Here is a 12,416-nt window from a genome sequence, read left to right on the forward strand (position 1 = left end):
TGGAGCACGCGGGAGGGCGGCGGACGGCGAGGTACCGCGACCGCTTCCGCTCCTGCTGCGAGGGTTCCGCACGGCGGAACCGGCGGGGGCGGCCGGCGACGCCGGCCCGGGAAAGAACGGACCTACGGGAGAGGCACCTCAGACCCCGCCGGCCCCGGGCACGGGAAACGCCCCGAAGGCCCGGCGCGTGATCTCCCCGTACACCTCGGGATCCGTCGTGTACTCCCCGAGCACACACGTCTTCCGGCTGCCGTGATAGTCCGAGGACCCGGTCACGAGCAGCCCGAGCTCCTTGGCCAGCCCCCGCAGCCGCGCACGCGTGTCCGCGTCGTGGTCCATGTGATCGACCTCGATGCCGTCCAGCCCCGCCGCGGCCATCTCGGCGATCGCGGTCTCCGGCACCGTGAGCCCCCGCTTGCTCGCCCCGGGATGGGCGAACACCGCGACCCCGCCGGCGCCCTTGATCAGCCGGATCGCCTCGAAGGGATCGGTCTCGTGCTTTTCCACGAAGACCCGGCCGCCGTCGGCCAGCCAGTCCTGCGTGAAGGCGTCGTTCACGGTCGGGACGACACCCAGCTCCACGAGCGCGCTCGCCACATGCGGACGCCCGACGGACCCCTCACCGGCGATCCGCGCCACCTGCTCCCAGGTCACGGGCACGCCCAGTTCCCGAAGCTTGGTGATCATGCCCTGGGCCCGCGGCACTCGGTCGTCCCGGACCAGTTCCCGCTCGGCGAGCAGCGCAGGCTCCTCGGCGTCGAAGAGGTAGGCCAGCATGTGCATGCTGACCCCGTCGATCCGGCAGGAGAGCTCGGCCCCGGTGACCAGCGTCAGCCCCTCGGGCAACGCGGCGGCCGCCTCGGCATGCCCCCGGGTGGTGTCGTGATCGGTGAGCGCGACGACGTCCAGACCGGCCGCAGCGGCCTTGCGTACCAGCTCGGCCGGTGTGTCCGTGCCGTCGGAAGCGGTGGAGTGGGTGTGCAGATCGATGCGCACGACTCGGACTCCAGACACCGGCGGGACGACAGGGCTGCTTAAGGATAACCAGATTTTCCGACGCCTCGTGTCACACCCGAACCCGGCTAGCGCCCCCTACATCACCGCCATGGAGGGACGCGGCGGCCTGCGCGACCCGCGAGGGCCGCAGGGACCCGCCCTCACGGCCCCAGCAACCGCGGCGACAGGGCGCCACACGGCACCAACTCGACCTCGGCCCCGGCGTCCCGCAAGTCCGTGAGCACCAGCTCGTCGTACATCAGCAACCCGGACTGCTCCGGCCACACCACGGCCCACAGCCACATCCCCAGCGCCTCACCGGCGAAGACCGCGCGGTCGTCCGGCGCCCCGGAGACATGCCAGAGCGGCGTGGGCCGCCCCGCGGCCAGCACCTTCGCCTGAGCCGGTTTCCCGACGTCCATGTACGGCCCGGGGTCGGGCCCCTCCATCCCCGCGTACCGCGCGCCGAGCCCGACGCCCAGCTCCTCGGCGACGAGGATCAGCTCGCCCATCCCGCCGAGCGGACCGGGCCCCGTACACGCCACGGCCGTGGCACGGCCGCCCGTGCGATCGTCGCCCGCGCAGGCCACCCCCGTGAACAGCCACCCCACCGGCAGCGGCCACGGCATCCACAGCGGCACCTGCGTGCGGTGCACCACGACGTTGAGGGCGTCGACGCTGGGCGGTATCACGGGCTGCACCGGATGAACGGTGCCGTGCAGATCGCACTGCCACGAATCGGAGAAGAGGCCGGGAGCCCTGACCCGGCCACCGCACTTCGGGCAACTGGGTTCGCCCCTCATAGGGCCCCACGGTCCTACCCCCGCCCCGCCGCGTCAAGGACGATCACCCATCCGGACGGAACCCTTCACCGCCCACACCAGATGTAACTCGCATTGATTAGCTTGGCTAACTTAGCGTGTGCATGCACCAACCATCCCCGTCCCGGGAACGGAAGTACGCATGGACCCCTACGACGCCGGCGCGGGCGGCCTCCTCAAGCAGCCCAAGTCCGTGTGGGCGGCCGCCGGGGCGACCCTCTTCGCCAACTGATGCTCTCCGGCAAGGGGTTGGTGAGCTTCCTCACTCCAGCGGGACGGACTTCCGGGACGGATCCCGGAGGTCCGTCCCATGGTTCAGCCACCGCTCCTGGAGCGCCTGCGCGCCGTGCACGCGCTTCCATGCGGCCTCGTTCGGGGTCATCGGCAGCAGCGGCAGGAACCGTACGGGGTCGAGGGGGCCGTCGAGTTCCAGGTCCTCGACCAGGCCGCCCGGCTCGGCGACCAGGACCGAGGTGAAGGGGGCGCCGGGCCACAGCGGTTCGCCGACGTCGAGGGAAGCTCCCGGCGCCACGACCAGGCCCTCCACCTGCGGAGACGCGGCGAGTACGGCGAGCGGACGGAGCACCTTGCCGGTGTCGGCTAGCCCGGAGCGGACCGAGAGGACCAGCTCGGCGCGCGGGCCCTCGACCGGGTCGGCGACGACCGCCGTGGGATCCGTCATGGGGTGCGCCGACATGCCGAGCGTGGCGTAGCGGACGATGTCGCCCTCCTGGAAGCGGAGCACCTCGATGCGGTCCGTGCCGAGGAAGGTGACCGCGGCGCGCGCGTCCGGTTCGCCCAGCGCGGTGCGCAACCGGGCCTCGACCAGAGGAAGAACATCTGCCATGCGGCGAGCATAGAACTCGTCGGCAGTGGGCAAAGCAGGGCCTTGACAGTTGTGTCGGCTGCTACTCTTGCCCGGTGGTTCGGGGCAGCACGCAGAAGCGTCGCGATCAAGCCCCGACGCCGAAGGAACTCCCTTACGAGGGACCGGCCGGAGGAGGTGGGGCTGCAATGGACCGAAGTCGACCGTGCAGTAGCACCACGCTCTTCCCGCCGCTGACGTAGCTGTTCTGGCTCTGGCTGGTCGCCACCTCTCGCACTCGCTTCTCGCGGAAGAGCGCTTCGTTTCGCTTTGCCTGATCTGCCTCAGTAGCTGAATCAGTGACGAGACTCGCCACCGCGACGGTGCGGTGCTCCCCGCTTTGTGGACGTGCCAAACATCCGCAGTCACAACGTCCTCATTCCGGGTAGTTCCACCCGTCGTCGGTGCCTTTCGTCGCCCGCCCGCGAAGGAGCCCGCCATGTCGATGATCCGCGACCTGCGCGCCGTCGTCCGTCCGTCCCGCGTGTCGCTGCGCAAGGACGGCGGGACGTATGACGCCACCCGCAGCCCCGCGGCGGCCACCGCCGTCGTCGACTGCGCCGTCTACCGCGACGGCCGCCGCATCGAGACCGAGAGCGCGCTCACCCCGCACGAGGCGGTGCGCCTGGTGCGCCGCGACGGGGGCTTCGTCTGGATCGGTCTGCACGAGCCGACGGAGGCCGAATTCTCCGGCATCGCCGGCGAGTTCGGGCTGCACCCGCTGGCCGTGGAGGACGCCGTCCAGGCCCATCAGCGGCCCAAGCTGGAGCGCTACGACGACTCGCTCTTCACGGTCTTCAAGACCATCCACTACGTGGAGCACGACCAGCTCGACGCCAACAGCGAGGTCGTCGAGTCCGGCGAGGTCATGTGCTTCACCGGCCGGGACTTCTTCATCACCGTCCGGCACGGCGGGCAGGGCTCCCTGCGGGCCCTCAGGCACCGCCTCCAGGACGACCCGGAGCTGCTGGCCAAGGGCCCCTCGGCCGTGCTGCACGCCATCGCCGACCACGTCGTCGACGGGTACATCGCCGTCGCCGACGCGGTGCAGGACGACATCGACGAGGTGGAGACCGAGGTGTTCTCCCCGGGCCGCAAGGGCTCCCCGCGCGGTTCGGACGCCGGCCGGATCTACCAACTCAAGCGCGAGGTGCTGGAGTTCAAGCGGGCCGTGTCGCCGCTGCTGCGGCCCATGCAACTGCTGAGCGAGCGGCCGATGCGGCTGGTCGACCCGGACATCCAGAAGTACTTCCGGGACGTCGCCGACCACCTGGCCCGGGTCCAGGAGCAGGTCCTCGGCTTCGACGAGCTGCTGAACTCCATCCTCCAGGCCAACCTGGCGCAGGCGTCCGTGGCGCAGAACGAGGACATGCGGAAGATCACCTCGTGGGCCGCGATCATCGCCGTGCCGACGATGGTCTGCGGGGTGTACGGCATGAACTTCGACCACATGCCGGAGCTGCACTGGCGGTACGGATACCCGGTGATCATGGGCATCACGGTGGTCATCTGTCTCGGTATCCACCGCACGCTGAAGCGGAACGGGTGGCTGTGAGCAGCCTGGTTAGGCTGGGCCCCATGACAAGTGAGCTGCTCGGCCAGGCCCTCGTCGAGGAGGCCACGAAGAAGTCCGGCCTCGTCTGGGTCCAGGGCCCCGACGGCCCGGCGCGCGCCCTGTGGCACGTGTGGCACGAGGGCGCCGCTTGCCTGGTCGGTGACGGGCCCGGTGAGCAGCCGCTGCCGGGGCTGGCCGACGGGGCCGAGGCCCGGGTGACGGTCCGCAGCAAGGACAAAGGCGGCCGGCTGGTCTCCTGGACGGCGCGGGTCACGCAGCTCGCGCCGGGGTCCGAGGCGTGGGACGCGGCGGTCGCCGAGCTCAAGGGCAAACGGCTGAACGCGCCCGACGGCGAGGCCATGACCGACCGCTGGGCCCGCGAGTGCCGCGTCCTGCGGCTGGAGCCGACCGGGGCGACGGCCCCGCTGCCCGACGGCTCCCTGTCCGAGCCGCCGCTGCCGTCCCCGGCGATCACCCGCCGGCCGATCCCGGCGGGGCTGCCCCGCCTGCTGCGGAAGAAGCACAAACGGACGTGACGGCCTACGACGTCGGCAGCTGCTTGCCGTAGTCCACCGTTTCGCTCTTCTCCGGTTCCTTGAGGGCGAAGTCCTGCCCCCAGGCGGAGAACGTGAAGGCGCCCGCCTTGCCGGCCCGCTCCAGGCGCAGCGGGTACGGCGTGCCCTCCAGGGCGACCTCCAGGGTGCCGCCGGAGCCCTTGTCGCCGGTGACGCGGATGGTGCGGACGCCCGCCTGCTCGTCGTGGCCGTCCGTCGCGAGTGTGCCGTGCAGGGTCAGCAGACCGTCGAGGAGGACTCCCTTGTCCGTGAACCCGCTGAACTTCTTGTACGAAGGGTCGCCCTGCGGCACCTTCACGAACTTGCCGCCGAGCTTGGAGGCCGCCGCCGCGTCCTCCTTGCCCTCCCCGCCCTGGCCGCTGCCATGACTCCAGAACTCCGCGTCCGCCTTGACGAAGAGCTGCTCACCGAGGCGCAGCAGCTCGAAGGTCGTGCCCCGCGTGGTGACCGAGCCGGTGCCGCCGTCGTCCTTCAGCCGCATGTCGAGCGCGTACGTCCGGCCGCCACTGACGACGTTGCCGTGCACCCGGACCGCCTGGGCGGACTCGGCGACGGCACGGGTCTTTCTCTGGATCTGGGCGGCGGGCAGTCTGCCGATCCCGTTGGTGCCCTCGTTCGGATCCTCCGCGCAGCCCGTGAGCACCGTTCCCGTCACGAGCAGTGCGCACGTCGCGCTCGCGAGTGCGGCACCACGGCCACGGCTCTGGCGAATCGGAGTCACAGGTGGGGCTGCCTCTCTGACGGGAGACCTGAACGGCGTACCGCAGGGTACCGGGGACGTGCGAGCAGGTCGGAGCCGGTCCGCCCGGGCCGTCCACCGACGCACCCCCGATCAGGACGGGCTAGCCTGAAGCCCACCCGAGCGGGCAATTCGGAAGACACAGGCACAAGGACAGTCACCCAGACCGGCACCACGAACCACCCCGCACGAAAAGGAGCCGCGGCCATGGCAGCGGGCGCCCCCCGGATCTTCGTCTCGCACCTCTCCGGTGTCGCCGTCTTCGACCCCGCCGGCGACCAGGTGGGCCGGGTGCGCGATCTGGTCGTCATGCTGCGGGTGGGGCAGCGACCGCCGCGGCTGCTCGGCCTCGTCGTCGAACTCGCCACCCGCCGCCGCATCTTCCTGCCCATGACCCGGGTCACGGCCATCCAGTCCGGCCAGGTCATCACCACCGGCGTGCTCAACGTGCGGCGTTTCGAGCAGCGGCCCACCGAGCGGCTGGTCTTCGGGGAACTGCTGGACCGGCGGGTGACGCTCACCGAGACCGGCGAGGAGGTCACCGTCCTCGACCTGTCGGTGCATCAGCTGCCGGCCCGCCGGGACTGGGAGATCGACCGGGTCTTCGTCCGCAAGGGCCGGAAGGGAAGCGCCTTCCGGCGCGCCAGGGGGGAGGCGCTGACCGTCGAGTGGACCGCCGTGACCGGCTTCTCCCTGGAGGAGCAGGGGCAGGGCGCGGAGAGCCTCCTCGCCACGTTCGAGCAGCTGCGCCCGGCCGACCTGGCCAACGTCCTGCACCACCTCTCCCCCAAGCGCCGGGCCGAGGTCGCCGCCGCCCTGGACGACGACCGCCTGGCCGACGTGCTGGAGGAGCTCCCGGAGGACGACCAGATCGAGATCCTCGGCAAGCTCAAGGAGGAGCGTGCCGCCGACGTCCTGGAGGCCATGGACCCGGACGACGCCGCCGACCTGCTGGGCGAGCTGCCCACGGACGACCAGGAGCGGCTGCTGCGCCTGATGCAGCCCGGCGACGCGGCCGACATGCGGCGCCTGATGTCGTACGAGGACCGCACGGCGGGCGGTCTGATGACCACGGAGCCGATCGTGCTGCGGCCGGACGCCACCGTCGCCGACGCCCTCGCCCGCGTCCGCAACGCCGACCTCTCCCCCGCCCTGGCGGCCCAGGTCTACGTCTGCCGCCCGCCCGACGACACCCCGACCGGCAAGTACCTGGGCACCGTCCACTTCCAGCGCCTGCTGCGGGAGCCACCGCCCTCCCTGGTCGGCTCGATCCTGGACAGCGACCTGCAGCCCCTCGACCCCGAGGCGGAGCTGCGGGCCGTCGCGGGGTTCTTCGCCACGTACGACATGGTCTCCGCCCCCGTGGTCGACGAGGCCGGCTCGCTGCTGGGCGCGGTGACCGTGGACGACGTCCTCGACCACATGCTCCCCGAGGACTGGCGGGAGACGGAGTTCCACCTGGACGAGGAGGTGGCGACCGATGGTTCCTGAGCGCGACGTCCTGCGCGAGCGCACGCCGGCGGGCGCCACGGCCGCCTCCCGGCCGCGCGCCGCCCGCCTCGACCAGCCGGGCGTGCCCCGGCACCGGATCCTGCCCGAGTACGACCCGGAGGCCTTCGGGCGGTTCTCGGAACGCATCGCGCGCTTCCTCGGCACCGGACGGTTCCTGGTCTGGATGACGGCCGCCATCATCCTGTGGGTGGCGTGGAACAGCCTCGCGCCCCGGCCCCTGAGGTTCGACGAGTACCCGTTCATCTTCCTGACGCTGATGCTGTCGCTCCAGGCCTCCTACGCCGCCCCGCTGATCCTGCTCGCGCAGAACCGGCAGGACGACCGCGACCGGGTCAACCTGGAGCAGGACCGCAAGCAGAACGAGCGGTCGATCGCGGACACCGAGTACCTGACCCGCGAGATCGCGGCCCTGCGTATCGGCCTGGGCGAGGTCGCCACCCGCGACTGGATCCGCTCCGAGTTCCAGGACGTGATCAAGGAGCTGGAGGAACGCCAGACGGGCCACCGTCACGACCCCGTCGCATTCCCGGCGGAACAGTCACGGGGACGTGACGCAGACGACCGCTGAGACGCTTTCCTACGCACCGGTACAGCGCCGTACCATCGTCCTATGGCTACGGAAGACGCGGTGCGCGAAGCACTGGCGACGGTGAACGACCCCGAGATCCACAAGCCCATCACCGAACTCGGGATGGTCAAGTCCGTGGAGATCGGCGCGGACGGAGCGGTCGCGGTCACCGTGTACCTCACGGTCTCGGGCTGCCCGATGCGGGAGACGATCACGCAGCGCGTGACCGACGCGGTGTCCGCGGTCGAGGGCGTCACCCGCGTCGACGTCACGCTCGACGTGATGAGCGACGAGCAGCGCAAGGAGCTGGCGAACGCCCTGCGCGGCGGCCAGACCGAGCGCGAGGTGCCCTTCGCCAAGCCGGGCAGCCTCACCCGCGTCTACGCGGTCGCCTCCGGCAAGGGCGGCGTGGGCAAGTCCTCGGTGACGGTGAACCTGGCGGCGGCGATGGCGGCCGACGGACTCAAGGTCGGTGTCGTCGACGCCGACATCTACGGCCACTCCGTGCCGCGCATGCTGGGCGCCGACGGCCGTCCCACCCAGGTCGAGAACATGATCATGCCGCCGTCGGCGAACGGCGTGAAGGTCATCTCGATCGGCATGTTCACCCCGGGCAACGCCCCGGTGGTCTGGCGCGGCCCGATGCTCCACCGCGCCCTCCAGCAGTTCCTCGCGGACGTGTACTGGGGCGACCTGGACGTCCTGCTGCTGGATCTGCCGCCCGGCACCGGCGACATCGCGATCTCCGTCGCCCAGCTGGTCCCCAACGCCGAGATCCTGGTCGTCACGACCCCGCAGCAGGCGGCGGCCGAGGTCGCCGAGCGCGCGGGCTCCATCGCCGTGCAGACCCACCAGAAGATCGTCGGCGTGGTCGAGAACATGTCCGGCCTGCCCTGCCCGCACTGCGACGAGATGGTCGACGTCTTCGGCACGGGCGGCGGCCAGGTGGTCGCCGACGGCCTGACCCGCACGACCGGCACGAACGTCCCGGTCCTCGGCAGCATCCCGATCGACGTCCGCCTCCGCGAAGGCGGCGACGAGGGCAAGCCGGTCGTCCTGACGGACCCGGACTCGGCGGCGGGCTCGGCCCTGCGGGCGATCGCGGGCAAGCTGGGCGGCAGGCAGCGGGGTCTGTCGGGCCTGTCCCTGGGGATCACTCCGCGGAACAAGTTCTAGACCGGAGCCGCGCGACCGGCCGCATCGCGTCGGCGGCCGCCGACGAAGCGGAGACCCCACGGCGAGGGGCGCCGGAAAGCCGGCGCCCCGGAGTTCACGCGTACGCGGCGATGTCCTTCACCACGGAGAACCCGAGCCCGTACGCGCTCATGCCTCTGCCGTACGCCCCGAGGTGCACACCCGCCGAAGTCGACCCGGCCAGCACCCACCCGAACTCCGACTCCCGGTAGTGGAACGCCGTCGGCACCCCGTCCACGGGAAGCGACAGCGTCGACCAGTGGGACCCTTCGAGGTCGTCCGCCAGCACCCACGCCGTCTCGGTCTGCTGCTCCAGCCAGTCGTCCCGCAGCGAGTGGTCCATATGACCGGGCCAGGTGAAGGACAGCAGCCCCACACCCGCGAGCCAGGCCGCGGACGACACCGACGTGGCCTCCAGCAACCCCGTGCCGTCCGCGCTGCGCCGGGAGGGGTTCGCGGCCACGGTCACCACGACCGCGAACTTCTCCATGGCCTCCTGATCGCCTCCGGCGGCATGCTCGTTGCGCACCGTGGGCTCGTCACCGTGTCCGATCGACCCGTGTTCCACGGCCCCGTCGGCCGTCGTTCCGACCTGCATCAGCCAGCGCGGCCCCGTGAACGCCTCGTCGAGGCCGTACCACGGGAAGGGCGCGCGCAGGTAGCCGTCGACCGTACGCCGGGCGGAGGGGAGCTGTTGTCCGTCCTCCGCGGCCGGCGTCTGCGCGACTGCCCGACTCGTCGTCTCCATGTGCCCGCTCCTCGCTCTCGTCGGACCGGAGCGGCCCGCCCCCCTTCGGGCGTACTCGACCGGTCCGCACAACAACTCGGCAGCATAGCCACACCGCCGCGAGCAGCAAGGAAACCGCCCGGCGCGTGGGCCGCACGGGCGCCTGGAACAGGCCGTACACAGCCCGACCGGAGTATGAGACGCGTCACGCGCGCCGGGGCGCACACCCTGGCGGCGGATCGCTCAGGTGGCGTCCATGTCGAAGGGCGGCCGGTCGTCCCGGGCGGGCGTCTCGGGCTTCTTGGTCATGTCGATGCGGCCGCCGGAGGAGCCGGAGGAGGACGACGAGGGCGATGTGTCCGGGTCACGGCCGTGAACGGCGTCGGTGACCTCGGCCATCTCCTTCTTGAGGTCGAAGCCGTTGCGGATCTCCTTAAGCCCCAAGTCCTCGTTGTCCAGCTGCTTGCGGAGGTACGTCTTCGGGTTTAGGTCCTCGAACTCGAAGTCCTTGAACTCCGGGCCGAGTTCCTCCCGGATGTCGTTCTTGGCGCTCTCCGAGAAGTCACGGATCTTCCGGATCGTGCGCGTCACGTCCTGGATGACCTTGGGGAGCTTCTCCGGACCGAAGACGAGCACGGCAAGGACGATGAGCGTCACCAGCTCGAGTGAGCCTATGTCATTGAACACCTGAAGCTCCTAGCGATGTCCTCGGTCCTCGGCCCTCGTGGTCGGTGCGGGTCCTGCCGTGGCCCGGGCCGGATCCACGGTACCCGGCGATCCTGTCCGACCGGTACTGTCCCGGCGCCTCCGCGTGCGGGAGGTGGGAGCGCTCTCCCGACTGTCTGCCTCTCCGGTCCGCTCGCGGGGGGCCCGGCGAGCCGTCCCCGCGACCCCCGGAGATCATCTCAACCACCGGACGATCCGAGGACGAGCGAGACCGTCCGCTCCTCACCGCCGCGCTCCACGGTGAGCTCCAGGCGGTCGCCGGGGCGGTGGGCACGGGTCTTGACGACCAGTTCCTCCCCGGAGTGGACACGCCGGCCGTCGACCTCGGTGATGACGTCGCCCGCCTTGATGCCGGCCTTGGCACCCGGGCCGCCCGTGGTGACCGGCGGCCCGCCCTCACTGCCCTCGGTGGCCACGCGAGCGCCGTCGCCGGTGTAGTCCATGTCCAGGGTGATGCCGATGACCGGGTGGGTCGCCTTCCCGGTGTTGATCAGTTCCTCGGCGACGCGCTTGCCCTGGTTGATGGGGATGGCGAACCCGAGGCCTATCGAGCCGGACCGTGCGCTGTCCAGGTCGGAGCCGCTGTCCGCCGAGCGGATGGCCGAGTTGATGCCGATCACCCGGGCGTCGGCGTCGAGCAGGGGGCCGCCGGAGTTGCCGGGGTTGATGGGCGCGTCGGTCTGCAGCGCGTCGACGTACGACACGTCGCTGCCGTCGCCCTTCTCGCCGCCGGCCGTGATGGGCCGCTGCTTGGCGCTGATGATGCCGGAGGTGACGGTGCCGGCCAGGTCGAAGGGGGCGCCGATGGCCACGACCGGGTCGCCGACCTGCACGTTGTCCGAGTTGCCGAGGGGCAGGGGGGTGAGTCCGCGCACGCCCTTCACCTTCACGACCGCGAGGTCGTAGCCGCTGTCCCGGCCGATGACCTCGGCCTGGGCGGTCTCCCCGCCGTTGAAGGTCACGGTGATCTCGCCGCCGGTCCCGGCGGGCCGCACGACGTGGTTGTTGGTGAGGATGTGCCCGCGGCCGTCGAGCACGAAGCCGGTGCCCGTGCCCTGTTCCCCGGAGCCGCTCACATGCAGGGTGACCACGCTGGGCAGGGCCCGCCCGGCGATCCCGGCCACGCTGTCCGCGTCCCGCGCGGCGGTCTCCTTCCCGGCCTGCGGCAGCTCGACGCTCCCGACGCCCCCGTTCCGCTCCAGATACGTCCCGACGGCACCGCCGATGCCCCCGGACGCGAGCGCGAGCACCACGGCCCCGGTCACCAGCGCCTTCCTGCCCCGCTTGCGACGCTGCTCCGTGCTCAGCACGGCGGCGCCGTTCTGCTGGAGCGGGCCGTGACCGCCGGGGGCCGCGGGAGCCGCCCAGGGGTCGTAGCGCTGCCAGGGGCCGGGAGCGGGGGCGGCGGGCGCCGGGACCGGGGCCGGGGCGTCGGCATAGGCGGGCGCGGTCGGCATGGGCACAGGGGTGCTGGGGACCGGCGCCTGAGCCGGCACCGGCGCGGCAGGGGCAGGGGCAGGGCCGCTCGGGGGCGGCACCGTCGGCATGCCCTGCTGCGCCGGCGGGACGGGCGCGTCCGGCGGGGCCGGCCGGCCCGGTATCGCCACGCCCTGCGCCGGTATCGCGACTCCCTGCGCCGGTGTCGCCGCCGGATGCTGGACGGGCGGGGCGGGCGCCCAGGGGCCCGGTTCGCCGTAGGGCGGAGTGCTGTAGGGATCGGGATCGTGCAGCGGTTTGAGAGCAGCCTCGGCAGGCACGGCGGCCTCCACGACGGCACCCTCGCCGCGCACGGCAGGCACCTCACCCGCGCCCTCGCCCCGCACGGCGGGCACTTCCACGGCGCCCTCGGCCGGCACCGCCTCGGGACGCCTCAGCTCGTAGTCGCCCGCGTCGTCGTCCTGCCGGACCACAGGCCGGGCCAGCTCGAAGTCCCCGTCGGTGTCGACGGAGGCCTCCGGCTCCCCCGAGAGGTCCTGCGGCCGTGGACGACTCCACCACTTCGCCTTCGTGGGCTTCCCCTCGTTCATGCTCTCCCCACAGCCGCGGCACGGCTCGTCGCGGTGGCCGCTGTTCGTCGAAATCGGCCGCCCCGCCACGCCTCGGCCGCGGGCGGCAACCCCCGGATTCAATCAGGTTCG

12 protein-coding genes are annotated in these 12,416 nt (G+C 71.7%); 5 read left to right on the forward strand and 7 right to left on the reverse strand.

Going from position 1 to position 12,416, the window contains the following annotated elements; genetic code table 11:
• Positions 1-138 precede the first annotated feature (138 nt).
• The 3 genes from ACZ5TL_RS24130 to ACZ5TL_RS24140 form a co-directional block, all read right to left on the reverse strand.
• Positions 139-996: a PHP domain-containing protein gene (locus ACZ5TL_RS24130; protein WP_468592263.1), complete on the reverse strand. Its 858-nt coding sequence runs from the start codon at positions 994-996 to the stop codon at positions 139-141.
• Between the two features lie 161 nt (positions 997-1,157).
• Positions 1,158-1,799, reverse strand: coding sequence for a DUF6758 family protein (locus ACZ5TL_RS24135; protein ID WP_468592264.1), 642 nt, complete (start codon positions 1,797-1,799; stop codon positions 1,158-1,160).
• Positions 1,800-2,079: 280 nt separating this feature from the next.
• The gene (locus ACZ5TL_RS24140; protein ID WP_468592265.1) at positions 2,080-2,664 is read right to left on the reverse strand and encodes a suppressor of fused domain protein; all 585 of its coding nucleotides are present in this window, start codon (positions 2,662-2,664) and stop codon (positions 2,080-2,082) included.
• 457 nt (positions 2,665-3,121) lie between these two features.
• On the opposite strand from ACZ5TL_RS24140, the gene ACZ5TL_RS24145 reads away from it, so the two are divergent.
• Together ACZ5TL_RS24145 and ACZ5TL_RS24150 are read left to right on the forward strand one after the other, a co-directional pair.
• Positions 3,122-4,237, forward strand: coding sequence for a magnesium and cobalt transport protein CorA (locus ACZ5TL_RS24145; RefSeq protein WP_468592267.1), 1,116 nt, complete (start codon positions 3,122-3,124; stop codon positions 4,235-4,237).
• A 23-nt stretch (positions 4,238-4,260) separates the two neighbouring features.
• Positions 4,261-4,773, forward strand: a complete 513-nt coding sequence (locus ACZ5TL_RS24150; RefSeq protein ID WP_468592268.1) for a hypothetical protein — start codon at positions 4,261-4,263, stop codon at positions 4,771-4,773.
• Positions 4,774-4,777: 4 nt separating this feature from the next.
• Here the strand turns inward: ACZ5TL_RS24150 and ACZ5TL_RS24155 are convergent, their stop codons facing one another.
• Complete coding sequence (locus tag ACZ5TL_RS24155; protein WP_468592269.1) at positions 4,778-5,533, reverse strand: hypothetical protein; 756 nt, start codon at positions 5,531-5,533, stop codon at positions 4,778-4,780.
• Between the two features lie 225 nt (positions 5,534-5,758).
• Between ACZ5TL_RS24155 and ACZ5TL_RS24160 the strand changes: the two genes are divergently transcribed.
• Genes ACZ5TL_RS24160 through ACZ5TL_RS24170 form a run of 3 tightly spaced genes read left to right on the forward strand, consistent with a single transcriptional unit; the run spans position 5,759 to position 8,807 of the window.
• Positions 5,759-7,042, forward strand: coding sequence for a magnesium transporter MgtE N-terminal domain-containing protein (locus ACZ5TL_RS24160; protein WP_468592270.1), 1,284 nt, complete (start codon positions 5,759-5,761; stop codon positions 7,040-7,042).
• Entirely contained in the window at positions 7,032-7,631 is a 600-nt protein-coding gene (locus ACZ5TL_RS24165) for a DUF1003 domain-containing protein (protein ID WP_468592271.1), read from the forward strand. Before ACZ5TL_RS24160 ends, ACZ5TL_RS24165 begins: the two co-directional genes overlap by 11 nt.
• Before the next feature lie 42 nt (positions 7,632-7,673).
• Positions 7,674-8,807: an Mrp/NBP35 family ATP-binding protein gene (locus ACZ5TL_RS24170; RefSeq protein WP_468592272.1), complete on the forward strand. Its 1,134-nt coding sequence runs from the start codon at positions 7,674-7,676 to the stop codon at positions 8,805-8,807.
• 94 nt (positions 8,808-8,901) lie between these two features.
• On the opposite strand, the gene ACZ5TL_RS24175 is transcribed toward ACZ5TL_RS24170, so the two are convergent.
• From ACZ5TL_RS24175 to ACZ5TL_RS24185, 3 genes are all read right to left on the reverse strand, one after another.
• Positions 8,902-9,573, reverse strand: a complete 672-nt coding sequence (locus ACZ5TL_RS24175; protein WP_468592273.1) for a hypothetical protein — start codon at positions 9,571-9,573, stop codon at positions 8,902-8,904.
• A 222-nt stretch (positions 9,574-9,795) separates the two neighbouring features.
• Positions 9,796-10,239, reverse strand: coding sequence for a sec-independent translocase (locus ACZ5TL_RS24180; RefSeq protein WP_468592274.1), 444 nt, complete (start codon positions 10,237-10,239; stop codon positions 9,796-9,798).
• A 218-nt stretch (positions 10,240-10,457) separates the two neighbouring features.
• Positions 10,458-12,305: a S1C family serine protease gene (locus tag ACZ5TL_RS24185; protein WP_468592275.1), complete on the reverse strand. Its 1,848-nt coding sequence runs from the start codon at positions 12,303-12,305 to the stop codon at positions 10,458-10,460.
• Positions 12,306-12,416 lie beyond the last annotated feature (111 nt).

The sequence above is a fragment of the Streptomyces sp. NPDC033136 genome (assembly GCF_055578235.1).